The following is a 22,436-nucleotide window of genomic DNA, read 5'->3' as shown; positions in this document are numbered from 1 at the left end:
CTGGATGAACGACGAGGTACGGGCGGGCGGGGACGGACAGCTCCTCGACTACCTCCGCCGGGCCACCACCGACCTGCGTGAGACCCGCCTCCAACTGCGAACGCTGCGGGAGCGGGATCACGAACCTGTCGCGATCGTCGGCATGGCGTGCGTCTACCCGGGAGGGGTGCGCTCCCCCGAAGGACTGTGGGAGCTGGTGGCCCGCGGCGGGGACGCGATCGGTGGCTTCCCGACCGACCGCGGCTGGGACCTGGAGAACCTGTACGATACCGACCCCGACGCGCTGGGCAAGTGCTCAAGCAAGGAGGGCGGATTCCTCTCCGAGGCCACCCTCTTCGACGCGGAATTCTTTGGCATCTCGCCCCGCGAGGCGCTGACGGTCGACCCGCAGCAGCGGTTGTTGCTGGAGTGCGCCTGGGAGGCGTTCGAGCGTGCGGGGATCACCCCGGGCAGTGTGCGCGGCACGGACATCGGGACGTACGTGGGCGTCATGTACAACGACTACGCCTCCCGCCTCCAGCCCGCTCCCGCGGGGTTCGAGGGGTTCCTCGGCAACGGAAGCGCGCCCAGCGTGGCCTCGGGACGCGTCGCCTACACCCTGGGGCTCGAAGGACCGGCCGTGACGGTCGACACGGCCTGCTCCTCCTCGCTGGTGGCGCTGCACCTGGCCGTCCGGGCGCTGCGCCGCGGTGAGTGCTCGATGGCACTGGCCGGGGGCGTGACGGTGATGTCCACGCCCGGCCCGTTCATCGAGTTCAGCCGACAGCGCGGGTTGGCGCCCGACGGGCGCTGCAAGGCGTTCTCCGCCGACGCGGACGGCACAGGGTGGGGCGAGGGCGCGGGACTGCTATTGGTCGAGCGGCTCTCCGACGCACGCCGCAACGGCCACCCCGTGCTGGCCACCGTCCGTGGCAGCGCGATCAACCAGGACGGTGCGAGCAGCGGCCTGACCGCACCCAACGGCCCCTCCCAGGAGCGGGTCATCCGGAAGGCCCTCGCGGACGCCGGACTTCGGGCGCGGGACATCGACGCGATCGAGGCGCACGGCACGGGCACTACGCTCGGCGATCCGATCGAGGCCCAGGCGATCATCGCCGTCCACGGCCAGGACCGGGAGCCGGACCGGCCGCTGTACCTGGGCTCCCTCAAGTCCAACCTCGGGCACACCCAGGCCGCCGCCGGCGTCGGGGGAATCATCAAGATGGTGCAGGCCATGCGGCACGGAGTCCTGCCGAAGACGCTGCACGCCGAGAAGCCCAACCCCCACATCGACTGGTCCGCGGGAACCGTGCGGCTCCTCACCGAGGCGACCGCGTGGCCGCGGACGGACCGCCCGTGCCGAGCGGGCGTCTCCTCCTTCGGCGTGAGCGGCACCAACGCACACGTCATCGTCGAATACACCCCGGACCCGTCCGCCCCCGCGGTCCCGGACGAGCCCCGGGGGAGCGCACTCGGCTGGCCCCTGTCCGCCACGACACCCGCCGCACTACGCGACCAGGGCGCCCGGCTCCACCACTGGCTGCTCGACCACCCGGACACCGACCTGACCGCCCTGGCAGCCGCGCTGAACACGGACCGTACCCTGTTCAAACAGCGTGCGGTGATCCTCGCCGATGACAAGCCGGGCCTGCTGGCAGGACTCGAACGCCTTGCCGCGGGCGAGAGCGGGCCGGCCCTGGTCCGAGGGGAAGCGGCCGTGCGGGGCGGACTCGCGCTGATGTTCTCCGGGCAGGGCTCCCAGCGCCCCGGAGCGGGCCAGAACCTGAGCCGCGCCTTCCCGGAGTTCGCCGCCGAACTGGACTCCGTCTGCGCCCACTTCGACCCGTACCTGGACACTCCGCTCCGAGACGTACTGCTGGCCGAGCCCGGTACCGAAGCGGCGGCCCAGCTGGACCGGACCGCCTACACCCAGCCGGCCCTCTTCGCTCTGGAGGTCGCCCTCCATCGGCTGCTGGAACGGTTCGGCGTCCACCCCGGATTCGTCACCGGGCACTCGATCGGCGAGCTCGTGGCCGCGCACGTGGCGGGCGTGTGGACGCTGGAGGACGCGGCCGCACTGGTCGCCGCCCGAGGGCGGCTGATGCAACAACTCCCCTCCGACGGCGCCATGCTCGCGGTGCAGGCGGCAGAGGAGGAAGTGCTGCCGCTGCTCGCCGGGCGGACGGACCGAGTGGCGATAGCCGCGGTCAACGGCCCGGAAGCCGTCGTCGTCTCCGGCGACGCCGAAGCCGTGGCGGACATCGGGCGCCAAGCCGCCGCCAAGGGCCGACGGACGAAACTCCTCCGCACCAGCAACGCGTTCCACTCCCCGCACATGGACCCCGTGCTCGACGCGTTCCGCGCCGCCGCCGAGCGCATCACCTACCACCCGCCCACCATCCCCGTCGTCTCCAACCTCACGGGCCGCGCCGCCTCCGCCGCCGAGATCACCGACCCCGCATACTGGGTGGAGCACGCACGTCGCCCCGTGCGCTTCGCGGACGGAATGCGCTGGCTGGCAGAGGCGGGCGTACGGACCTTCGTCGAACTGGGCCCGGACAGCGTGCTGTCGTCGATGCTGCCCGGCTGTCTGACGGGCCTGCCGAACGCCCCCACGGCCGTGCCGCTCGTCCGCCGCGACAGGCCCGAACCCACGTCCCTGGTCACAGCCCTGGCCACGCTGCACGTGCGCGGCACCCACGTCGACTGGACTCCGCTCTTCGCGGACCACCCGGCGCCCCGGGCGGAGCTCCCGACGTACGCCTTCCAAAGGCACCCGTACTGGCTGGAAGCCACCGCCTCCGCACCGGGGGCGGACGCCGCGCACCCAGGAGCACGCTTCTGGCGACAGGCCTGCGACCACGGCGCGGAAAGCGCCGCGGAGCTGCTGGGACTGTCCGCCGACGCGTCGCTGAAGGACGTGGTTGCGGCACTCGGCCGGTACGACGACAGCGCGCCGCCCGCCCCACCGCATGCGCAGGAACCGGCTGCTGACACACCCCTTGCCGCGCTCACGGGCGAGGAACGCCGACGCGCCCTGCTGGAACTGAGCACCGACGTCGCGGCCGACGTCCTGGGATACGACGCACCGCGGGCACTGGACGCCGACGCCGATCTGCTGGAGCTCGGCATGACGTCCCTGATGGCGGTCGAACTGCGCAACAGGCTGGGGGAGGCCCTGGGGCTCGAACTGCCGCCCACCCTGGTGTACGACCACCCGGTCGTCACGGAGATCGCACGCTTCCTGGACGAGGAGGCGAGCAGGTGACCGCGGCCGACAGCTGGATCCGTCGCTTCCACCCCCTGCCCGACCCGGCGGCCCGGCTGCTGTGCTGCCCCCACGCGGGCGGTTCCGCCGGCGCGTACTTCGCGCTGTCGCAGGTGTTCGCCGCACGACTGGGCGTGGAGGTGCTCGCCGTGCAGTACCCCGGCCGCCAGGACCGCCAGGACACGCCCTGCGGGGACGGGATCGTCACCATGGCCGAGCGGATCGCCACGGAGCTGGAACCCTGGAACGACCGTCCGCTGTCCCTGTTCGGGCACAGCATGGGGGCCACCGTCGCCTATGAACTGGCCCGGGTGCTCAAGACGGCCTCGGACGAGCCCCGCCGGCTGATCGTGTCCGGACAACGCTCTCCCGCCCGGCAGCACCACAGCCCGCTGCGCGAGATGACCGACGACTCCCTGATCGCGGAGCTGGAGCTGCTCGGCGGCACGGACCCCCTGCTCCTCGCCGATCCCGAGGTGCTGCACATGTTCCTCGCGCCGCTGCGCGGCGACTACGCGGCCCTGCGCGCCTACCGGCACCACCCCGAGCCGCTGCTGTCCTGCCCGGTCACCGCTCTGACCGGCACCGCGGACCCGAAGGTGCCCGTGGCTGACGCACGCGGCTGGGAGGCGGTCACCGAAGGCCCCTTCTCACTGCGGCTCTTCGACGGTGGCCACTTCTATCTGGACACCCTCCGGGAGGAGTTCTTCGCGACCCTGTCCGAACTCATCGGCTCTCCCACCCACGCACTCTGAAGCCGCCCACCGCGCGACGGAACGGACCACCACCATGGCCAGCCAGACCGAATTCACTCCCGACCTGCTCGCCTACGCCCGCGACACCTCACTGCGGGACGACCCTGTTCTCACCGACCTGCGCGACCTCACCGCACGGCTCCCCGGCGGCCCCTCCCTCCAGGTGATGGCCGAAGAGGGCCAGCTCCTCGGCCTGCTGGCCCGGCTGATCGGCGCCACGTCCGTCCTGGAGATCGGCACCTTCACCGGATACAGCACGCTGTGCATGGCCAGGGCACTTCCGGCGGCCGGGCGGCTCGTGACCTGTGAGCTCAACCCGAAGTGGATCGAGATCGCCACGCCCTACTGGGAACGGGCCCAGGTGGCCGACCGCATCGACGCCCGGGTCGGTGACGCGTCCTCGACGTTGCGAGAGCTCCGGGACGAACACGGCGACGGCGCCTTCGATCTCGTCTTCGTCGACGGAGACAAGGGCAACTACGTGCACTACTACGAGTCCGCCCTGGCCCTGCTCAGGGACGGCGGACTGGTCGTCCTGGACAACACCCTGTTCTTCGGTCGCGTGACCGATCCCTCCGTACAGGACCTGGACACAGCGGCCGTCCGCCGACTCAACGAGTTGCTCCACCAGGACGAACGGGTGGACATCAGCATGCTGGTCATGGCGGACGGCATCACCCTGGCGCGTAAGCGGGAGCGTGCGGCCTTACCTCACCTCATGGCTGAGTAGATCGAGCGGAGTTCACCGCGTCGGCTGACCCGCAGCTTGCGGTAGATGTTCGTCAAGTGCTGCTCCACCGTACTGACCGTGACGAACAGCTGCATCGCCGCTTCGCGATTGGTCAGCCCCTTGGCCACGAGACGGGCCACTCGCCGCTCCGACTCACTGAGCGCGGAGAAGCGGTGCACGGGCAGGTGCGCGGGGGCCAGTCGCCGCCGCTGGTCGGGAACGCCGGGGGAGCCGTCGGCCTGGAGAACACGCACCAATGGCTCGGCCCGGCACTTCCCGGCCTCCTGCCGGGCCCGTGCCATGGCGTCCGAAGCGCCCGCGTGGTCGCCCAGTTCACCGCGCGCCTTGGCCAGGTCGGCCAGCGCCCGGGCCAGCTCCAGCCTGTCACGGGCCTCTTCCAGGCTCCGCAGGGACTGCTCCAGCAAGTGCGCACGGCGCTCGGTCCGGTACGTGGCGGCCAGCGTGCGCAGGGTCATGCCGTAGGTGCGCGGATGGGACGGACCGAGCAGGGCGAGTTGTTCCTCGGCCAGTTGCCGTGCCTCGTCCGGCCGGTTCAGCCTCAGCAGCGCCTGGGCGGCGTCGGTGCGCCAGGCTGCCAGTGAGGGACGGTCCAAGCCCCATTCCCTCATCCGTGTGCCGCATGACTCGAACTCCCGCAACGCTGCCTGCGGATGGTCGAGAGCCAGGTGGAAATGGCCGCGCGCCTGCTGGTAGTGGAGACCTCCACGGGTGTGGAAGATGCTCTGAGGCATGGGCTTGGTGACGATCTCGTGCGCGGTGGTGAGGTCGCCCCTGGCGGTGGCCGCCGCCAGCCTGGCGGCCTGGGGCGGACCGACAGCCACTCCCCAGCCCTCGGCCGAGATGCAGGACAGGGCGAGCTGGGCGTGCTCCTCCGCGTCCTGCAGATCGCCTGTGCGCAGCGAGATCTCGGCCATGATCGAAGACAACACGCCGATCCACGCGGTCACCCTTCGCTTGTGCGCTTCGGCCAGCAGACGGGTGCACCACCGTGCTGCGGCGTGTGCGCGATCCGCGTAGATGAGGGCCGTGAGCGCGGTGCCGAGTGGTTCGAGCGTCTCGTCGCTCAACCGCAGCAGTTGGAGCGCCTGCTCGATCCAGGTGACGTCCTGTTCCGCGGGGCTTCCCAACAACACGGTGTGCAGGAACGTCGTGGCCTGGAGCAACGCATCGGTGGTCTGCACCTCCTGGGGCAGGGCGGCCTCGTCCACCTTGGCCCGTTCGGCGAAGCGCTGCGTCAGGGCCGGGTACGAGCAGGCGAGCCAGAGCCAGAACGACCGCAGGTCGCCGGAGGCCTCGTCGGACGGCAGGGCGGCCCGTTCACCGAACCGCCTCAGCATCGCCTGGGCCTCACGGAACATTCCATGCCGCAGCAGTCCCTTGATCATCTGGATCGCTTGCCGGGCGTCGAGTTGCCCCGGATCGATGTCGGTCATGCTCTTGATGTGCCGCAGCGCGGCGTCGGGACTGCGGCGCCAGACCGTTCTGGCGAGCTGCAGTGTGACCGCCACGTATTCGTCCGGGTCGGTGGTCTCGCGCTGCGCGAGCTCCAGGAAATTCTGCGCGAGATCCGTGCGGTCCTCGCCGAGCACCTGTTCGGCGGCCTTCCGCAGAATGGAAGCGGACCATGCCTCGGGGGCCTGCCCTGCGGCAAGCAGATGCGTGGCCACGGCTGCCGGCGCTATGCCGTAACCGTGCAGCAAGTGAGCCGTCCGCAGGTGCAGGGTCCGGTACGTCGACGGCGGTATGTGCTCCAGAACGGCTTCGCGCACCGCTGGGTGCCGAAAACCGGTTTCACTCAGCAGTCCGCTGCCGATCAGGACGTGGCACAGCCGGACCACCGATTCCTGACTCAGGTCCAGCAGCCGGTCGGCCAGCCATTCGGAGCCCGTCTCGTGCAGGACCGCCAGCGCATGGGCCAGGCTGGCCGCCTCGGCGCTTCCCCTCTGCAGACAGGCTGTTATCGCCTGCCGGTAGCTGTCGCCAGGGCCCAGGTATCCGGCCGGCAGCAGCTCGTTCACTCTGGCGTGGGCGGCCACGCCTTTCTGGTCCTCCAGCAGCGCCTGTACCAACAGCGGACTTCCCCCGCTCAGTTCGTGGTGGGTCGGCGCGACCCGCAGCGCGTGCTCCGGGTCGAGATGGCGCGCCAGTACCCGGCCAACCCCGGGAGGGGAGAGCGGAGCCAAGTGCACGTGGTGGCAGTGGGGAAGCCGGCGCAGTTCGGTCTGGAAGAGCTGGTGGCCGCGGATGCAGGCGGACTGTTGGCTGAACACGAGCAGTGCGGGGCGGCGCAGTGTCCCGCGGGCCAGTCGCAACAGGAACGACAGGGACAGGGCGTCGCTGTGGTGCAGGTCGTCGACGGCCACGAGTATCGCGGACCTGTCCATGAGGCCAATGAAGATCGCGTAGATCTCCGTCAGCAGGTCCGTCAAGAAGCTCGCTTTGTCGTCTGACTGGTCCGCTGGCGATCCCTGGTACCTGCGGAGACGGGAAATCGCCTCCGGTGCACGGGGAGCGAGAGCCAATGGAACATCGTTCATCAACTGTCCGAGCAGCCCCAGCGGTATTTCTCTCTCAAGTGCCGAAGCGGCGGCCGTGAGAGCGATGATGTCGGAATTGTCTGCCTGGTCTACAGTTGATTGCAGCAAGCTGGTCCTGCCGCTCGCCACAAACCCATCAATAATCAGCAGCCCCCCCTTTTTCTCGCCCAGAGCACCGATGAGCTCGTTAATTATTCGAAACTCTTTTTCGCGTTCTACTAAATCCATAAATTCTGACCCCCGTTAAGCGGCTCGCGAAGTGGAGCGGCTGGACAGCATGGGATTGACTTAGTGGGGAGCTTCGTGGGCTCCTGTCCGGTGAGGAGAGAAGCGGAACGTTGACGCGCGTGAGGTTCGTGATGGGGTCGTCGGTACACGGATCCAGCCGACGAATTGACTTGATCAGATGCTTGGCGGCGAGGCGGTTTTGACCCGGCCAGCAGTATCCGTGGTTGTCCGTGCGGTTGCAGTAGGCGACAAGCAGGAGCTTTCCCACGCTGCCAAGGCCGTCGGCCTCTAGCGCCATCGCGACGTGTTTCACGGTCATGCCCGGGCCTCCGGCTTCGCGTAGCCGGAAGCGGCAAACTGGCCCGCGACGGGGCGTAGAAAGACGAGTTGCATGTCAAACCCAAGGACGCCCTGGGCGGCGGATAAGACACTGGTGGTGGACCCTCTGCAGCCCATCAAGAGGCGGCAGAGCGTGTCCGCTGCCGCGTACGAGCGGCGACGGTGGGCGTACATCGGGTGATCTCCCCCGAGTGGGGAGCCGTGAGTAGCGCGATGTAACCAGGGCGGAAGACGTACAAAAAAGGGCCGCGCTCTGGAGTTCCAGAGAGATCCGCCTATCCTGTGGGCAGGTGGCCACACGGACCCTCGGGTGGTTTCACCTCCGCAGCCGAGGTCACCCCGCTGCTCACGACTCGTACATTTCAGGTTGGGCGAGTCGATCGCGAAAGAGGCCGTTCCTGTTGGTAGTAGGAGCGGCCTTCCGCATGTCTACGGGGCGCGAGAGCGGGCGCACATGGTCACCAGGACCTCTCTTCCAGGCTCATTAGTGGGGGGCACGGGCATGTGTCCAACTCGCGGCGACTGGAGTCGGGCCGCGAGGTGCGTGTGCGTGAGGCTTCCTGACGAGATACGACGCAAAGGTGGCCTCCGCTGCGACACCGTCCTCGGAGCGGCATGTCGGTCAGGGGTGGCGATCAGTCATCGCCGAACGGCACAGGCGCAGCAGCATCCGTGCCGAGGCGATCCTGGCAATTCCGGTCTTCTGAGTGGCTTCAGGGAACCCCGGACGGAGACCGCCACGAGGTTCTAGGGCATCCCAGTCTCCGGGGGCTGACACCGTGTCCCCCTAGAAGGTGAGGGCGGGCCAGACTCTGACACCGGCATGTTGCTGCGGCAGACGGCATAATCTGCCCGGTGGCACACCGCTCTTGCAAGGAGTGGCGGTGTACCTGTCCGCCCAAGCGCCTTATGATCAAGGCCTGTTCGCTGCTGACGCAACATGCCACTACCTCTTTCGGGCCGACTCCCGAGGACGATATGCCGCCCCTTTCGCCGTTGCAACATGGTGCGCCTCTAGTGCAGTATGTTGCGCCGGAGGTGGATGTGAACAAGCCACAGGACGCCAATGAGCGCCCCGAACAGGCCATTGCCGATCAAGTGCAGGCGACCAAAGCTGAGATTGCCGAGCGCCTGAGGTATCTGCGGCAACAGCATCCCGAAGGACCCTTCACTCTAGGGGAGTTGGCCGAGCGTGCAGGGCTGTCCAAACGGACTCTGGTGTCGGCAGAGTCACCGGAAGGGGCCAACCTCACCATCGAGACTCTGCTGAAAGTCGCACACAGCCTCGGTATCCGACGCCCCGCCTACTTCCTGGACGAACAGGTCTTTCAGCAGGTGAAAAGGGAACTGGACACAGTCAAGGAACTGCGCCGCCGAAACGTCCGCAGTGTCGCACTGCGTGCGGCGCACACATCCGAGCCCTCCGGCCCCGCCGGACCTCCAGCCGATCAGGTCGCTCAACTGCTGGCGGGGATCATCGATTCCGCAGCGAAGGCTCGCAATGCCCTGGGGAACTTGCCGCCGGATCCGTCATCGGGACAGGGCTGCTCCGGCGAACCCCAGTGCTGATCATGCGCTGGCGTCGTGCAGACTCCACATCCAAGCCGGACAGCTTCCACCAGCGGTGCGCGGCACAGGTGCAGTCTCTAGGGCTCCCGGTAACGGACCAGCTCACCATCAACGAGGTGTGTGAGCGCCTCAGCCAGAGGTCCGGACGCCCGATCCGGCTGGTCCCCTTTGCGCTGCCTTTCGGAAGCCCTGACGGGCTGTGGGTATCCGCCGAGGACGAGGACTTCGTGGTCTTCGAGCAGCGCCTCGCTCCGATACATCAACAGCAGGTCATCCTGCACGAGTTCGGTCATGTGCTCTGTCAGCACGAGGCGGCGCCCATCATGTCACCGGAGGCATCCCAGCTGTTGCTGCCCTCCCTGGATCCGGAAATGATCCGGCGCACTTTAGGCCGGGAACACTCACGGACGGAGGCCGAAAAGGAAGCCGAGTATGTGGGCTCCCTCATCGGGCGACGCATCAGTTCCTGGGCTACCCAGCCCTTTACGGCCGTTCCGCCTGAGGCCCGGGAGCTGGTCGCCCGCCTCGCGGCGCTGGAGGCCCCGACTTCGCGAATGAGACATGAATAGCATTCTCTATCCTGCCGTCGCGGGGTTGAACCTGATCGCGCTCATCTACAAGTTGCGCATCCTGCGGACCGACCGTTCACCGGTCCAGTGGATCCTGGCCGCCAACTTCTTCTTCCCCGTCCTGATCTTCACGGCATCCACGCCTGTGGTGTGGGTGGCTACCAGCCAGTGGGCCGGGATCGTCAACTTCTCCGGGCTGTTTGCCCAGGGCTGCGTCATTCTGCTGACCGCAAGCCAGCAACTCATCCTGCTCCATTTCGCCTACGAGCGCGGCGGCACCCTACGGCGCAAGGCCGTGCCCCGGATGATCGGTATTGGTGCCGCACTGGTGGCGATGGTGGTGCTCTTCGCCACCACGACCAGCCCGCAGGAAGCGCCCACCACCTTCGCGGAGAGCCAGGCCCAGTACTATCCCGTCTATCTGACAGTGTATCTGGCCGCCTACCTCTGCAGCGAGATCGATCTCTGCATCCTGTGCTGGCGCTACTCCGCGGCCGCTCCCAGTCCGTGGCTGCGCCGCGGCCTACGGATCGTTGCCATGGGACTGCCGTGCGACCTCATCTACGCGGGATGCCGCGCGGCAGACATCCTCGCCGGCCAGTTCGGCACCAGCGGACATGCCTGGGAATGGCTCGCCCCCATCTCCGTTACGGTCAACGGCCTCGTCAAGGCCGTGGGCTGGACCATGCCTGACTGGGGCAAGTACCTCGACCGGGCACGGGAACTGCTCGCCGTATACCGTACGCACCGCATACTCGCTCCCCTGCACCGCGACCTGACCTCCGCGGTCCCCGACGTCGTCCTCGACCTGGAGCGCGCCGATATACGCACCCGCCTCTACCGGCGCATCGTGGAGATCCGCGACGCACAATGGGCCCTGCGTACTTGGATGGAATCCGCCATCACTGCCGAGGACCATCGGTCCGCGAAGGCCTCCGGACTCACTGGCGATGCGCTGGCCGCAGCCGTCGAAGCCGCTGGCCTCCACGCCGCGCTCCACGCCAAGCAGCGAGGCATCAAACCCGTGAGTCCCGTGGACAGTCCCCGCCTGGCCGAGCCGGAAAGCCTGGTCGCCGAACTCGCCTTCCAACGCGCCCTCACCCGCGCCTACACCGAGCCCGCACCCCCGCTGCCCAGTCAAACTCTGCTCGCACACGCTGCACCCGACCCGAAGGACCTCGCGTGACCACCCCCGCCGCTCCTGCCCACGACCTGCCCCGGCCGTTCGACAGCACCCACTTCAGCGACCCGCACACCACCTACCGCCGCCTGCGCGAACAAGCCCCCGTCCACCGCATCGCGCTCCCCGACGGCTCTCCCGTCTGGCTCATCCTGCGGGAGAGGGATGTCCGGGCCTCACTCAGCAACCCGCGGCTGTCCGTCGACAAAGCCCACGCCAGCACCGGCTACAAAGGGTTCGACTTGCCCAAAGCCCTGGATGCGAACCTGCTGAACCTCGACGGCGACGATCACCTGCGGCTGCGCCGCCTGGTCTCGAAGGCCTTCACTCCCCGGCACGTCGACTCCCTACGCGAACGCATACGGACCTACGCCGACCGCCTAGCCGACACCCTGGCCCGCCAGTTGACCTCCCAGGAAGAAGCCGATCTGGTTGCGGAATTCGCCGCCCCTCTTCCGCTGATGGTCATTTGCGACCTCCTCGACGTGCCCGAGGCCGATCGCAAGGCCTTCTCCACCTGGGTCACCCACATGCTCGAGCCCACCAGCCGCCAGCAACTCGCCGAAGCCATCCAGCAGATCCACCAGTTCTTCACCCGCCTCGTCACCGACCGCCGAGCCGCACTCGGCGACGACCTGCTCTCCGCCCTCATCACCGCCCGCGACGAAGACGACAAACTCACCGAGGACGAACTCGTCTCCCTCGCCTTCCTCATCCTCATGGCCGGCAGCGAAAACACCCAACACCTCATCAGCGCAGGCCTACTCACCCTCCTCAACCACCCAGAACAGCTCGCCACCCTGCGCGCCTCCCCCCGCCTCCTCCCTCACACCATCGAAGAACTCCTGCGCTATGCCCATCCCAACCACACAGCCATCCGCCGCTTCGCCACCGAGCCCTTGACTCTCGCCGGAACCACTATCCCGGCCGGCGACACCGTCCTACTCAGCCTGGCCGCCGCCCACCGCGACCCCGACCGCTACCCCGACCCCGACCGCTTCGACATCCACCGCGCAGACACCGCCCACCTCGCCCTCGGCCACGGCATGCACTACTGCCTCGGCGCCCCTCTGGCCCGTGCCCAAGTCGACATCGCCCTGACCACCCTGCTCCACCGCTTTCCCCACCTCTCTCCCGCGATCCCCGCAGAACAACTCTCCTGGCGCACCACTTTCCGCTTCCACGCCCTCAAACACCTGCCCCTCACAACTCAGTCTTGAATACCCGAGGGCAACCGAGGGTCTGTAAATCGACCGTACAGACCCGGATCCGCCCTGCTTCAGTGATGCCCCAACGGACGTCAACTTGCGATTTGGGTTGGATCCGCGTGGTATCCGGCTGTTCTGCATGGAGGCGATGAGCCGATGGACCTCGAGTGCGACGTATCGCTTCAGGCACCTGCTGGTCGTTCGGCGGGCCTTGCCCTCGGAGAGAGGCCGCAGCCAGTAGTCCTGGGATCGCCATGCGATTCCCGCATCGGCATGACGGTCAACGGAGTGCACTGGTCGCGCCGGTGGATGGCGTGGCGCCTGCGGCAGGCCTAAGCGGTCGTAGGCGGTCAGGTGGGAGCGCAGCAGATATCGATGCTCCTGGAGATCACCGGGGAGCCGACCGAGCACTATGACACGGCGAACTGGGTCTGAACCACGTGCTATTGAGCATCCGTGAGATCCAGCAGTGGACTGCCCGGCTACGGGAGAATCGAAGACCCTGAAGCCACGCCCCATCCGTCCTGCTCGCTGAGGTTCTCTGCCGCGATGCCCACCCCCACCCCCACCCCGTCCACCGACACGACACCGGCCGCCCCGCACCGGACGCTGCGCCCAGATCAGCAGGCGGCGGTGGACAGCGCGGCCCGGCACCTGAAGAACCCGGGCTCGCGCGGGCACATCGACTCTGCGTGCGGGACGGGCAAGACCCTGATCGCGGTGCCGAGTGTCGGCGTACGGACTTTTCTGGCCCTGGCAAGATTTTCGTGACGCGGGCGGATACCACCGTGCGCCGGTGACACCCCGTCACGGATGGCGGCGGCGGAGTACGGCCATGAGGATCACCCGGTGGCGGAGCAGAGGTACTCCCGCGCGGCCAGCCATGATCCGTTTCTGGAGCTTCAGGTCACAGATGCGGCCTTCGTTGACGCCCGAGTTGAACGTGGTGGTGATGCCCTGCACGATGGCGGGTTGGTCCTCGCGCAGGGCTTTGACCAGACCAGCCAGGGCCGGGAGGCGCGACGTAGCGAGTTGCTCGATCCAGTCGGACAGCGCGGTCGCGTCACGCGTGTCCAGCATCGCGGCGAACTGACGCACGAGGTCGTGGGCGCGGTCCAGTTCCGGGCAGTGCGTGAGCAGCCGACCGAGTGCTTCGGTGGCGTGCAGACTGCGGCGTGATGGTGCGGTGGTGATCCAGCGGGCGGTCTGGCGGGGCGAGGGCGGTCGCTCGCGTGGCGTGTCGATCGGCAGGCCGCTGCGCAGTGGGGCGACGGCCATCTTCACTCGCTGGTAGTGACCGCAGTAACCCTTGGCGGTGATCTCCTGGTGCAGCACGCTCGCGGTGTGCTCGCCCTCGTCCCAGCGCTGCTGCAGGTACTCCAGGTAGGGATCGAGGCTGGTGGTTCGCCGTGGCGGGGTGCGGCGGACGTATTCCTGCCAGGTGGTGGCGCGGGCGTACTTGGCCACCGTGCGCCGGTTCAGGCCCAGTTCGCGGGCCATGGCGCTGAGTGAGCGGCCGGTGCCGCCCGCCGCGTGCACCGCCTCGAACAGCCGCTTCGCGTGCCGCCTGGCCGGAGTATTGGCCGGCTCCGGCGATAGCGCCGGGTTCACGGGCGCCGGTTCAGGATCGACAACCGCGGCGGGCAGGCACCCGCGGTGGGCAGCGGCCACGTCCGACACCCGCTTGGAGAGTCCCTGCCACAAATGGAAACGATCGCTGACCTGCACCGCGTCCGGAGCCCCCTCGGTGATGCCCTGCCGGTAGACCAGCGAGCCGTCTCTGCACACCACACGGGCCCCGGGGTGCGCCCGCAGCCAGGCGGCCAGCTGTTCGGCATCGCGGCCGGGCCACAACTCGATCGGCAACCGGGACTCGGCGTCCACCAACAGCGTGCCGTAGGTGTCCGCGTACAGCGCGAAGTCGTCCACCCCCAGCACCCGCGGTGTCGGTGCCGGCGGGAGCGGCATGCGCATCACATGGAACAGCACACTCGTCCGCGACAGCGGCGCCTTCAGGATCTGCAGCAGCCGGGCGTCTCCACGGCCGGCCAGGAGCACCCCGGCCATCTCCACCAGGTGCTGCAGCAGCGGACTGCGCCGCTGATAGCGCACCGTCAGCCCCTCGACCTGCTCGGCGAAAGTCCGCCGACCACAGCCTGGGGCGTCACAGAACAGCCGCCGCACCGACAGCCTGATCACCACCGGCCTGCCCCCGACCGCGACGTCGGCGAGCGTTCGGCAGTAGCGACTGTGCACGCGCGTCGTCCTGCGACCGCAGTCCGGGCACGGCGCCGTCAACTCGCGGGTACGGGCAGCGATGCGGACCACGCCGCCCGCAGACCACACCCGTTCCACCCGCACCACATCCAGGTGCGGAGCCACAGTTCGTACGAGGTCATCACACTCGCCGACCATCCCGCCATCCGTGACGGGGTGTCACCGGCGCACGGTGGCATCCGCCCGCGTCACGAAAATCTTGCCAGGGCCACGTTCACGTGTACGCCGACACTCACCGCCATCCAGGTCCTGCTCGAGCTCGCCATCGCCTTCCGCCACGCAGCCCGCGGCGAGCTGACCGACGCAGGCCCTCGGCGGCTGCACACCCTCTGCGGCCGGACGGCCGTGCTCAGCTACGTGCCCGGCGCGCCGCTCACCCGGCGGGCCGGCCAGAGCGCACGCCGTCCGCACCGGGTCCGAAACCGTGGGCATGGGCCCAGGCGACGGCCTCCGCGCGGGTGCGGACCTGGAGCTTGGCGAACAGGTGGTTGATGTGGGTCTTGACGGTGGCCTCTCCCACCAGCAGGCGCCGGCCGATCGCGCCGTTCGGCAACCCTTTTGCGAGCAGCCGCAGTACGTCGGACTCGCGCGGGGTCAGCAGGTCCTGCGACGGTTTGGCCCGCTGCCGTTCGGTCGTATGGCCGGTGCCGCGCATGGCGGCGGCCAGCAGCCGCTCCTGGACGATCGGGTCCAAGGTGGTGTGCCGGGCGAGCGCGGCCTCGATCGCGCGGACGATCTCGCTCTTGCCGGCGTCCTTGGTCAGGTAGGCGCGGGCGCCGGCCTGCAGGGCGTCGAGAATCAGCTGATCGTCCGCCATGGTCGTCAGCACCACGACGGCCACGTCCGGGTGCGCCGTCACGATCTGGCGGGTGGCCTCCACGCCGCCCATCCCCGGCATGCTCAGGTCCATCAGCACCGCGTCCGGGTGCGTTTGGGCGACCTGGGCGATGGCCTCCTCGCCGTTCGCGCCCCCAGCGACGACGTCGATGCCGTCCATCATGTCCAGCAGGGTCATCAGGCCTTCGCGGACCACCTGCTGATCGTCGACGACCACCACCCGAGTACTCATGCGGGCACCTCCGCCTGCACGCGCCACCCCTGCGGGGTGGGGCCGGCCGTCAGGTCGCCGCCGACCAGCAGCAACCGCTCGCGCATGCCGGCCAGACCGTAGCCGCCGTCCATCCCCGCTACTCGGGGCCGTGGGCCGGCCTCGATGCCACCGGAGCCGGTGGGCCCGGACAGCACGGTCAGCCTCACCTGGTCCTCTTCGTAGTCCAAAGTAGCGGTCAGCTCCTGTCCTCGGGCGTGCTTGGCGGCGTTCACCAGGGACTCCTGGGCGACTCTCAACAACGCCAGCCCGACGTCCGGTTCGAGAGCGCGCGGGGTGCCGACCGGTGTGAAGGTCGCGGGCGCGCCGGAGGCGGTGCGGTGGTCGTGGACCAGCGCGGTGAGGGCCTCCGGCAGGGGCGGGGTGTCCGCCCGCAGGACCGCGATCGCGCGGCGGGTCTCGCTCAGTCCGTCGACGGCGATCCGGCGGGCGTTGTGGACCCGCTCCGCCGCCTCTTCGGTGCGCGGCGGATCCGCGGTGAGTAGCGAGTCGGTCACGTCCAACTGCACCGCCAGGGCACCCAGCGACTGCGCCAGGACGTCGTGGATCTCCCGGGCGACCCGGGTCCGCTCGGCCAGCGCCGCGGCCCGCTGCTCCTCCTCGTGCACACGCCGGGTCTGCAGCAGCAGTTCCTCCGCCTGCGCGTGCTGCGTCCCGATGCTGCGCCGGGTCGCGCCGGCGAGCTGGCAAGCCAGCAGGGCGGCGATCCAGGCGGCGACGCGCGCCCATGCCTGCCCGGGGAAGCCGGCCACGATCCCGCCGATCGCCAGCGCCAGGACGCCGGCCGCCAGCACGGCCGCGCTGACCAGCGTGGACAGGAACACTCCGGACGACACCGCCGCCATGCCGACGATTGCCGTGGCCAGCATGGCCTCGGGTTCGAGGGTGACCAGGAGGTTCCCGCTGATCATTGCGACGCCCAGGATCGGCACTGCCAACGCCTCGGGCACCGGAGATCCCACGCGGAAGCCGGCCGCGCACCACAGAGCCCAGGCGCCGCTCATCAGCACCACCAGCGCCCAGGTGGTGGCGGACCAGACAAGCCCGTCCGAGAACGGCAGGCCGACCAGCACCAGAGCCAACCCGAGCATCCGGGGCAGCGCATGCTGCCAGAGGTCAGCACGCGGCAGGATCGGTCGCGGTGGCACGGGGTGCGCCGACGACGGCTTGCCCTCGTTGGTAATGACCATGGTTTCAGCTTGGCATGCGCCTCTGCCCCGCAGCCGGGCCGGGGCCCGCCGGCAGGTGGAGGAGGGTGGAGAAGGGTGGAGAAGGGTGGAGAGATCCGCGCTCCACCCTCCTCGGCTCCTCGGCCGACGCCCGGGCCGTGGCACAGGTCCGACGCTGTGTGGACAAGAACCCCCTTCACCTATCGGCGGAAACCATGTCCACCTTGCAGAGCGCTCTTCTCATCAACGTCGTCGTGCTGCTCACGACCCTGCACGCCGACCTCGGCACCAAGGCGGTGAGCCGCGGACGCCTGCTCCGCCCGCTGATCGTCGCGGTGATCATCGTCCCCGTGTTCGTCCACACCTTCTTCGACAACGGGATCGGCCTGGCCGTCGAGATCTGCGGCCTCGCGGCCGGTGTGCTGTTCGGGCTGGTCGCCGTCAGCCAGATCCAGGTTTTCCGGGAGCCGGACGGCCAGGTCGTCGCCCGGGCTGGCCGCAGCTACGCGGCGCTTTGGATCGGCCTGATTGTCGCCCGCTCGGTGTTCTCCATCGGCGCCACCTACTGGTACGAGTCCGAGCTGGGCCGCTTCTTCTTCCGGCACGGCGCCTCGCCTCAGGACATCGCCTCGATCGTCACCAACGGGCTGGTGTTCATGGCGATCGCCGCGCTGCTCACCCGCTCGGGAGCGCTGAAGGTGCGCGCCTCCGGGCAGCCCTGAGAACCTGAATTGGAAGCCCCGTACACATATGACGGGGCAAAAGGCTGCCGTCGTCCTTAAAGGCGCTAACAGAGCCGCTGGGCGTGGCGGTTGTGATCGGGCAGACGGCGAGCCCGAGGAAGGCTTCGTGGATGTCGTCGCGTCGTTCCCAGCGGATGCGTAGGCGGCGGAAACCGTGCAACCAGGCGATGGTGCGCTCGACGACTTAGCGGAATATACCCAGGCCGGTGCCGTGCGGCTCGCCCCGGCGTGTGATCACGGGTCGGATTCTGCGTTGCCAGAGCAGGCGCCGGTAGATGTCGTGGTCGTAGCCGCGGTCGGCCAGCAGCGCGTCGGGGCGCCGGCGCGGTCTGCCCACCCGGCCGGCGACGGCCGGGATCTTGTCGAGCAGGGGCAGCAGTTGGGTGATGCCGTTGCGGTTGCCGCTGGTCAGCGTGATGGCGAGGGGGATGCCCTGGCCGTCGGTGACGAGGTGGTGCTTGCTGCCCGGCCGTGCGCGGTCGACCGGGCTGGGGCCGCTTTGGGGCCCCAGCGGGCGGCCCGGACGTGCGAGGAGTCGATTAGCGCCCGCGACCAGTCGAGCTGGTTGTTCGAGTGCAGCTTCTCCAGCAGGACGACGTGCAGTTGGTCCCAGACACCGGCCTCGTTCCAGGCGGCCAGACGCCGCCAGCAAGTCATGCCCGAGCCGAAGCCCACTTCCTGGGGGCAGGTACTCCCACTGGATGCCGGTGTACAGGACGAAGAGGATCCCGCGCAGGGCCTGCCGGTCCGGGACCCGAGGTCTGCCCTCCACCAGCTTCGGACCCGGCTTCGGCAGCAACGGCTCGAACAACGACCACAGTTCATCCGACACGATCCACGGCCGCGACTGGTGCTTCGCCACAACCAGGCCAACGAGCGAAGATGCCAACAGTCACATGATCAACAGCTTTTGTTAGAAACATTGAGCGTTTTCAGCGTGGCCACTGATCGGGTGACGGGGCGATGTGTGGTCAGGGTGCGCAACAGGCAGGGCTCCCGTGCTGTTGAGGGAGGTGTGCGACGTCTCAACTCATCAGCGCAGGAGGCCTGTTGGTTCCGTATTCTGCCGCACTCGACCTGCCTCACGCCCTGGTCGAGTGGGTCACGATGCTCATCGTCACCCGTGAAGGTGACCGGCGGTGCAAAATGCCGCCGCACCGGCGTGCGCTGATCACACTGGTGTATCTGCGCCGCCACGACACCCTCGCCCGTATCGCCGCAGGGTTCGGGATATCCGTCGGCACCGCACACGCCTACGTCACCGCGGTCACCGCCCTGCTCGCCGAGCAGGCGCCGGGCCTGCTGAAGACGCTGCGCGTACACGATCCGGACTTCGTCCTCCTGGACGGCACGCTCGCCGCGTGCGACCGCGTCGGCGACGGCAAGGCTGACTGCTCCTCGAAACACAAGCGGCACGGGGTGAACGTGCAGGTCGTCACCGACTCCGGCGGAGAGATCCTCTGGCTGTCGCCGGCCCTGCCGGGCCGAACCCACGACCTGGCAGCCGCCCGCACCCACAAGATCCTCCGGATCTGCGCGCGCCAAGGCGTCCCCGTCCTCGCCGACATGGCCTGCATCGGCGTCGGCGACTGGGTCACCACCGCCAGGCGCCGCCCGCCAGGCGGCGAACTCACCCCCACCGAACGGACCAGGAACCGGGCCCTGTCCGCAGCCCGTGCACCCGTCGAACGAGGCATCGCACGGCTGAAGTCCTGGCAGATCTTCCGGAGATCGCGCATCAGCCCCAACCGCATGACCGTCATCGCCAAAGCCGTCCTCACTCTGGAGAGGCAACGCTGAAAACGCTCAGTGACTCGTGGAGCACGAACTGTGCTCATACCTCGCGCCGTTGCGGCCCGCTTCCGCCGTCAGGCAGGTAAAGGGAAGAATGCGGGCGCAACCGGCAGGCGTTGGGGCTCGCCCTCTGGGATCGCCCCCCTGGGCACCACTAAATGAAGTCTTCGGTCCACACGAGTGTCCCGGGGAAATCCGGGTGCCTGTTGGTCGCCTCCAGCTCGCCTCCTGCTGAAAGCGGCACGATCCACGGAGGCGGGGAGGCCAGCAGGTTCCCGACGAAGTCGAGCACAATAGACAGAGAAGCGTAAAGAGGGTTCTTCTCCTGAAAGTAGCCTTGCTCTATGTCCCCGGTGCCGAGTCCCCCTGTCCTGGTGTCGACCATCATCTTCAAGACACCGATCTCAGCCACAGGAACGAGGTAGGGAACGTCGGTTGCGCTCAGGTTCGCGTCATCCGGGTTCGCGTACCGCAGCCACGTCTCATAGTGCTTGATGATGTCCTCGATGCCGAGGAGCGTGTACCCCAGGAGGACGTCGGTGAGGCCGGAGCCGTCATGCTGTAACAGTGACCGCTCGACATCCTCGGGCAGCCGTACGCCGAGGCGTTGGTACAGGCGTTCCAGATTTTCGCGGGTGCAGGGGCCCGGCAACTGGGACTCTTCCGGAGCGTGCTGCGCTATCCAACGTTCGATCTTCTCCCAGGACTCCTCAACCGACATGTGCCCACTCCCTAGTTCCTCTGCCGAGCTGGCTGAAGTGCGGCGCCCGTTCTGCGCTCGGACAGGACGGGCACCGCACTAGGTTTATCGACGATGGGCAGGTTCCCAATGCGCCGCTGCACCGGACACGGCACAAGGACCGCAACGAAGCGAACGGCAACGCCGCCATCAAACAGTGCAAGAGGTACTGGGGCCCCAACTACTCCCAGGGCGGCGCACGAGAGTGCGACGAGTACCCCTTTAGGTCCACCATGGAAGGCGCCGCAGAGCCGGAATTCGATGCAGATGCCAAAAAGTTCAACTTCTCGGTCAAGCCCGTCAAAAAATCCGACAACGGTAAAGCTGGGCTGTTGCTCAAGAGCTACTACGCCAAGAACAGGATGCTCGCCGACACCGAAGATGACTCCTTCACCGTGAAAATCACGAACTGACGGATTCCCGGGGGCGGCCACTCCGAACGGCCGCCCCCGGACCCGAGTCAGCCGGCGGGAAAGAACTGCACCAGATACCGCTCCACTCCGGCGATCGGCTCCTTGGACTCCCGCAACGCAGCCACCTCGGCACGCCCAGCACAGTGCACCCGCACCCGCCACGGGCCCTTTCCGCCCAGCTCAACCAGATCGTCGGTGCGGCCCAACGACGGCGTCCACACAGCGACATCGCCGCTCAGCGACTCAAACCCCGCCTCACCCTGCGCGTCCCACACGCCAGCGTCCTGCGCCGGCGGGGTCTCACCCCACAGCTGCACCGTCACCGCCGCAGTATGCGTGTTACCGGCACTGCACACATCGACCCGGCTGGGAAACACATTAACGAACACATCCGAATCGAACGCATCCGGAAACTCAACCGGAAGCTCCGCATCCCAGGACTCCACAAACGCAAACGCGAAAGAGTCCACAAACACCTTGAGCCGCTGCTCCTGCACAAGCTCAGCCACGAAATCCACTCCCGCCCGAACACCGACGACAAGAACCGCATCGTAACCAGAATGATCAAGCTAGCCCTCGTCAACCGCGCAACCCCGCACTCCTGCCGGGTACAGGCCCACCGCGGGACCCTGACGCCGACGCAAGGAGGCGCCGTGTCCTGGGCTGACCGGCAGAACATCCCTGCCCTCCAGCAGGACTCCTGATAGGCCCGAGTGATCAACGCGACCAGGCGGACCCTGGAGGACGCGGCGCCAACCTGCGGCAGTTGCATGGCTGGGACCAATACCGTCCAGGGCGGAGACGGCCGGGGCACCGGGGAAGTCGGGGCGCTCGCCGGCACCGAGGGCATCGGGCAATCCAACGGCTGGGCATCAGGCCCGATCGTGTGCCTTCACGTCTTACGGCAAGACGGAGGAGGAATCCGAGTGCCCTGGTGAACAGGCCGTGAGCACGGCCTCCTCTGCTTCGATCCGCAGGGAGCATGTCCCCGATCGTGAGCTGGCTGTTGTACAGTGGGCTGTCCAACTGAGGGACTGACTGGTCAAGGAAAGCCAGCCCTCCTTGACGTTGACGACAACTCACGCGCGCCAGCGGTGTGTGCATCCCTCCATCAACGGTCCGCCGAACAAGTCGAGAGCCTGCTTGACCGCAGTGGCCAGCGGCAGCGGGTCGGCGTGCTCGGCCACGGCACGATGACCGTCCAACAGGGCTTTACCCAGTGCGGGATCCGCGCTCAGCAACCGGCGGGGAAGCCATTTGCCGATACCCGTCCAGGCGTTGTGATGGGCGGTGACCAGGTCAGCTGCTTTACGCAGCACCTGATCAGCGAGGGAAAGCTGTTCGTACCGGTTGTCCGGTGGAGTGTCGATCAGGTCGTCCAGGAAGCACGTAAGAACATAGCGGCCGTGTTCCCACTCGGCTTCGGTGAGTGGAGAAGGCCCGGAGGCGAGCACGTCTTGAGCCAGTTGACGCGCACGGGCCACATGCCCGTGCGGATCAGCCAGAGGCAGACCTTGGTCATAGACGAAGAGTACGGTTCCGCGGTGCCGGGCTCGGTCCCAAGCGAAGAACTCCGGCACGTCCGCAAGGGTGTTCAGGAACAACTCGACGATGCGGCCCTCGTGTCGGATCACCTCCCGGCGGCTCTTGTCTGAGTCGGGCAGGAGAACGGCCACGTCCAGATCGCTGGTTGGGGTGGCGCGACCTTACGACCTTGAGCAGCGGAGCCTCCGAGCATGGCGCCCAGGGAATGCGGAAAGAACTCAGTGACCACACGGAGAGCCAGGGCTTCGACAGCTTCTTGATCACC

Annotated in this window: 18 protein-coding genes and 1 pseudogene; 11 read left to right on the top strand and 8 right to left on the bottom strand. The window is 68.0% G+C overall.

From position 1 onward, the window contains the following. The first annotated feature begins 4 nt into the window (after nucleotides 1-4). Genes ACIO9J_RS41735 through ACIO9J_RS41725 form a run of 3 tightly spaced genes read left to right on the top strand, consistent with a single transcriptional unit; the run spans nucleotide 5 to nucleotide 4,732 of the window. Nucleotides 5-3,247 (top strand): type I polyketide synthase, encoded by a 3,243-nt coding sequence (locus tag ACIO9J_RS41735; RefSeq protein WP_402010768.1) that lies wholly within the window; start codon nucleotides 5-7, stop codon nucleotides 3,245-3,247. Then, complete coding sequence (locus ACIO9J_RS41730; protein ID WP_402010766.1) at nucleotides 3,244-4,002, top strand: thioesterase II family protein; 759 nt, start codon at nucleotides 3,244-3,246, stop codon at nucleotides 4,000-4,002. The genes ACIO9J_RS41735 and ACIO9J_RS41730 overlap by 4 nt, the downstream gene beginning before the upstream one ends. 34 nt (nucleotides 4,003-4,036) lie before the next feature. Further along, complete coding sequence (locus ACIO9J_RS41725) at nucleotides 4,037-4,732, top strand: O-methyltransferase (protein ID WP_402010765.1); 696 nt, start codon at nucleotides 4,037-4,039, stop codon at nucleotides 4,730-4,732. On the opposite strand, the gene ACIO9J_RS41720 is transcribed toward ACIO9J_RS41725, so the two are convergent. Beyond that, nucleotides 4,714-7,518, bottom strand: a complete 2,805-nt coding sequence (locus tag ACIO9J_RS41720) for a LuxR C-terminal-related transcriptional regulator (RefSeq protein WP_402010763.1) — start codon at nucleotides 7,516-7,518, stop codon at nucleotides 4,714-4,716. The genes ACIO9J_RS41725 and ACIO9J_RS41720 overlap by 19 nt on opposite strands. A 1,377-nt stretch (nucleotides 7,519-8,895) precedes the next feature. Here ACIO9J_RS41720 and ACIO9J_RS41715 point away from each other — a divergent pair. From ACIO9J_RS41715 to ACIO9J_RS41695, 5 genes are all read left to right on the top strand, one after another. Next, nucleotides 8,896-9,426, top strand: coding sequence for a helix-turn-helix domain-containing protein (locus ACIO9J_RS41715; RefSeq protein ID WP_402010761.1), 531 nt, complete (start codon nucleotides 8,896-8,898; stop codon nucleotides 9,424-9,426). Continuing rightward, nucleotides 9,420-9,995: a hypothetical protein gene (locus ACIO9J_RS41710; protein ID WP_402010759.1), complete on the top strand. Its 576-nt coding sequence runs from the start codon at nucleotides 9,420-9,422 to the stop codon at nucleotides 9,993-9,995. The genes ACIO9J_RS41715 and ACIO9J_RS41710 overlap by 7 nt, the downstream gene beginning before the upstream one ends. Further along, nucleotides 9,988-11,181, top strand: coding sequence for an MAB_1171c family putative transporter (locus ACIO9J_RS41705; protein WP_402010757.1), 1,194 nt, complete (start codon nucleotides 9,988-9,990; stop codon nucleotides 11,179-11,181). The genes ACIO9J_RS41710 and ACIO9J_RS41705 overlap by 8 nt, the downstream gene beginning before the upstream one ends. Continuing rightward, nucleotides 11,178-12,395: a cytochrome P450 gene (locus ACIO9J_RS41700; RefSeq protein ID WP_402010755.1), complete on the top strand. Its 1,218-nt coding sequence runs from the start codon at nucleotides 11,178-11,180 to the stop codon at nucleotides 12,393-12,395. Before ACIO9J_RS41705 ends, ACIO9J_RS41700 begins: the two co-directional genes overlap by 4 nt. Before the next feature lie 537 nt (nucleotides 12,396-12,932). After that, nucleotides 12,933-13,154 carry a DEAD/DEAH box helicase family protein gene (locus ACIO9J_RS41695; RefSeq protein ID WP_402010754.1) on the top strand — a complete coding sequence of 74 codons (222 nt, stop codon included), beginning with the start codon at nucleotides 12,933-12,935 and terminating at the stop codon, nucleotides 13,152-13,154. A 36-nt stretch (nucleotides 13,155-13,190) separates the two neighbouring features. Here ACIO9J_RS41695 and ACIO9J_RS41690 read toward each other — a convergent pair whose 3' ends face one another. From ACIO9J_RS41690 to ACIO9J_RS41680, 3 genes are all read right to left on the bottom strand, one after another. Next, nucleotides 13,191-14,798 carry an ISL3 family transposase gene (locus ACIO9J_RS41690; RefSeq protein WP_402010752.1) on the bottom strand — a complete coding sequence of 536 codons (1,608 nt, stop codon included), beginning with the start codon at nucleotides 14,796-14,798 and terminating at the stop codon, nucleotides 13,191-13,193. A 235-nt stretch (nucleotides 14,799-15,033) separates the two neighbouring features. Next, nucleotides 15,034-15,729 (bottom strand): response regulator, encoded by a 696-nt coding sequence (locus ACIO9J_RS41685; RefSeq protein ID WP_402010750.1) that lies wholly within the window; start codon nucleotides 15,727-15,729, stop codon nucleotides 15,034-15,036. Continuing rightward, on the bottom strand, nucleotides 15,726-16,958 hold the full coding sequence (locus ACIO9J_RS41680) for a sensor histidine kinase (protein ID WP_402010748.1): 1,233 nt from the start codon (nucleotides 16,956-16,958) through the stop codon (nucleotides 15,726-15,728). Before ACIO9J_RS41680 ends, ACIO9J_RS41685 begins: the two co-directional genes overlap by 4 nt. Before the next feature lie 158 nt (nucleotides 16,959-17,116). On the opposite strand from ACIO9J_RS41680, the gene ACIO9J_RS41675 reads away from it, so the two are divergent. Continuing rightward, nucleotides 17,117-17,659, top strand: coding sequence for a hypothetical protein (locus tag ACIO9J_RS41675; RefSeq protein ID WP_402010747.1), 543 nt, complete (start codon nucleotides 17,117-17,119; stop codon nucleotides 17,657-17,659). Between the two features lie 106 nt (nucleotides 17,660-17,765). Here the strand turns inward: ACIO9J_RS41675 and ACIO9J_RS41670 are convergent. Further along, a pseudogene (locus ACIO9J_RS41670) lies at nucleotides 17,766-18,542 on the bottom strand (IS5 family transposase); the annotation flags it as partial. A gap of 188 nt (nucleotides 18,543-18,730) precedes the next feature. Between ACIO9J_RS41670 and ACIO9J_RS41665 the strand changes: the two are divergent. Then, complete coding sequence (locus tag ACIO9J_RS41665) at nucleotides 18,731-19,480, top strand: transposase family protein (protein ID WP_402010745.1); 750 nt, start codon at nucleotides 18,731-18,733, stop codon at nucleotides 19,478-19,480. 148 nt (nucleotides 19,481-19,628) lie between these two features. On the opposite strand, the gene ACIO9J_RS41660 is transcribed toward ACIO9J_RS41665, so the two are convergent. Further along, a complete protein-coding gene (locus ACIO9J_RS41660) occupies nucleotides 19,629-20,195 on the bottom strand; it encodes an SMI1/KNR4 family protein (RefSeq protein WP_402010743.1) in 567 nt (188 codons plus the stop codon). A 251-nt stretch (nucleotides 20,196-20,446) separates the two neighbouring features. Between ACIO9J_RS41660 and ACIO9J_RS41655 the strand changes: the two genes are divergently transcribed. Then, nucleotides 20,447-20,626, top strand: a complete 180-nt coding sequence (locus ACIO9J_RS41655; protein ID WP_402010741.1) for a hypothetical protein — start codon at nucleotides 20,447-20,449, stop codon at nucleotides 20,624-20,626. A 47-nt stretch (nucleotides 20,627-20,673) separates the two neighbouring features. Here ACIO9J_RS41655 and ACIO9J_RS41650 read toward each other — a convergent pair whose 3' ends face one another. Both ACIO9J_RS41650 and ACIO9J_RS41645 read right to left on the bottom strand, forming a co-directional pair. Then, a complete protein-coding gene (locus tag ACIO9J_RS41650; RefSeq protein ID WP_402010739.1) occupies nucleotides 20,674-21,135 on the bottom strand; it encodes a hypothetical protein in 462 nt (153 codons plus the stop codon). A 570-nt stretch (nucleotides 21,136-21,705) separates the two neighbouring features. After that, nucleotides 21,706-22,302, bottom strand: coding sequence for a nucleotidyltransferase domain-containing protein (locus ACIO9J_RS41645; protein WP_402010737.1), 597 nt, complete (start codon nucleotides 22,300-22,302; stop codon nucleotides 21,706-21,708). Between the last annotated feature and the right edge of the window lie 134 nt (nucleotides 22,303-22,436).

This window comes from Streptomyces sp. NPDC087300, assembly GCF_044744425.1.
GTDB lineage: Bacteria > Actinomycetota > Actinomycetes > Streptomycetales > Streptomycetaceae > Streptomyces.
This window is presented reverse-complemented; position numbering and strand designations above follow the sequence as displayed.

Coding starts and splice junctions, on each gene's coding strand:
- ACIO9J_RS41735 (WP_402010768.1), top strand. CDS start 5: ATGAACGACGAGGTACGGGCGGGCGGGGACGGACAGCTCCTCGACTAC.
- ACIO9J_RS41725 (WP_402010765.1), top strand. CDS start 4,037: ATGGCCAGCCAGACCGAATTCACTCCCGACCTGCTCGCCTACGCCCGC.
- ACIO9J_RS41720 (WP_402010763.1), bottom strand. CDS start 7,518: ATGGATTTAGTAGAACGCGAAAAAGAGTTTCGAATAATTAACGAGCTC.
- ACIO9J_RS41705 (WP_402010757.1), top strand. CDS start 9,988: ATGAATAGCATTCTCTATCCTGCCGTCGCGGGGTTGAACCTGATCGCG.
- ACIO9J_RS41695 (WP_402010754.1), top strand. CDS start 12,933: ATGCCCACCCCCACCCCCACCCCGTCCACCGACACGACACCGGCCGCC.
- ACIO9J_RS41690 (WP_402010752.1), bottom strand. CDS start 14,798: ATGGTCGGCGAGTGTGATGACCTCGTACGAACTGTGGCTCCGCACCTG.
- ACIO9J_RS41685 (WP_402010750.1), bottom strand. CDS start 15,729: ATGAGTACTCGGGTGGTGGTCGTCGACGATCAGCAGGTGGTCCGCGAA.
- ACIO9J_RS41680 (WP_402010748.1), bottom strand. CDS start 16,958: ATGGTCATTACCAACGAGGGCAAGCCGTCGTCGGCGCACCCCGTGCCA.
- ACIO9J_RS41660 (WP_402010743.1), bottom strand. CDS start 20,195: ATGTCGGTTGAGGAGTCCTGGGAGAAGATCGAACGTTGGATAGCGCAG.
- ACIO9J_RS41655 (WP_402010741.1), top strand. CDS start 20,447: ATGGAAGGCGCCGCAGAGCCGGAATTCGATGCAGATGCCAAAAAGTTC.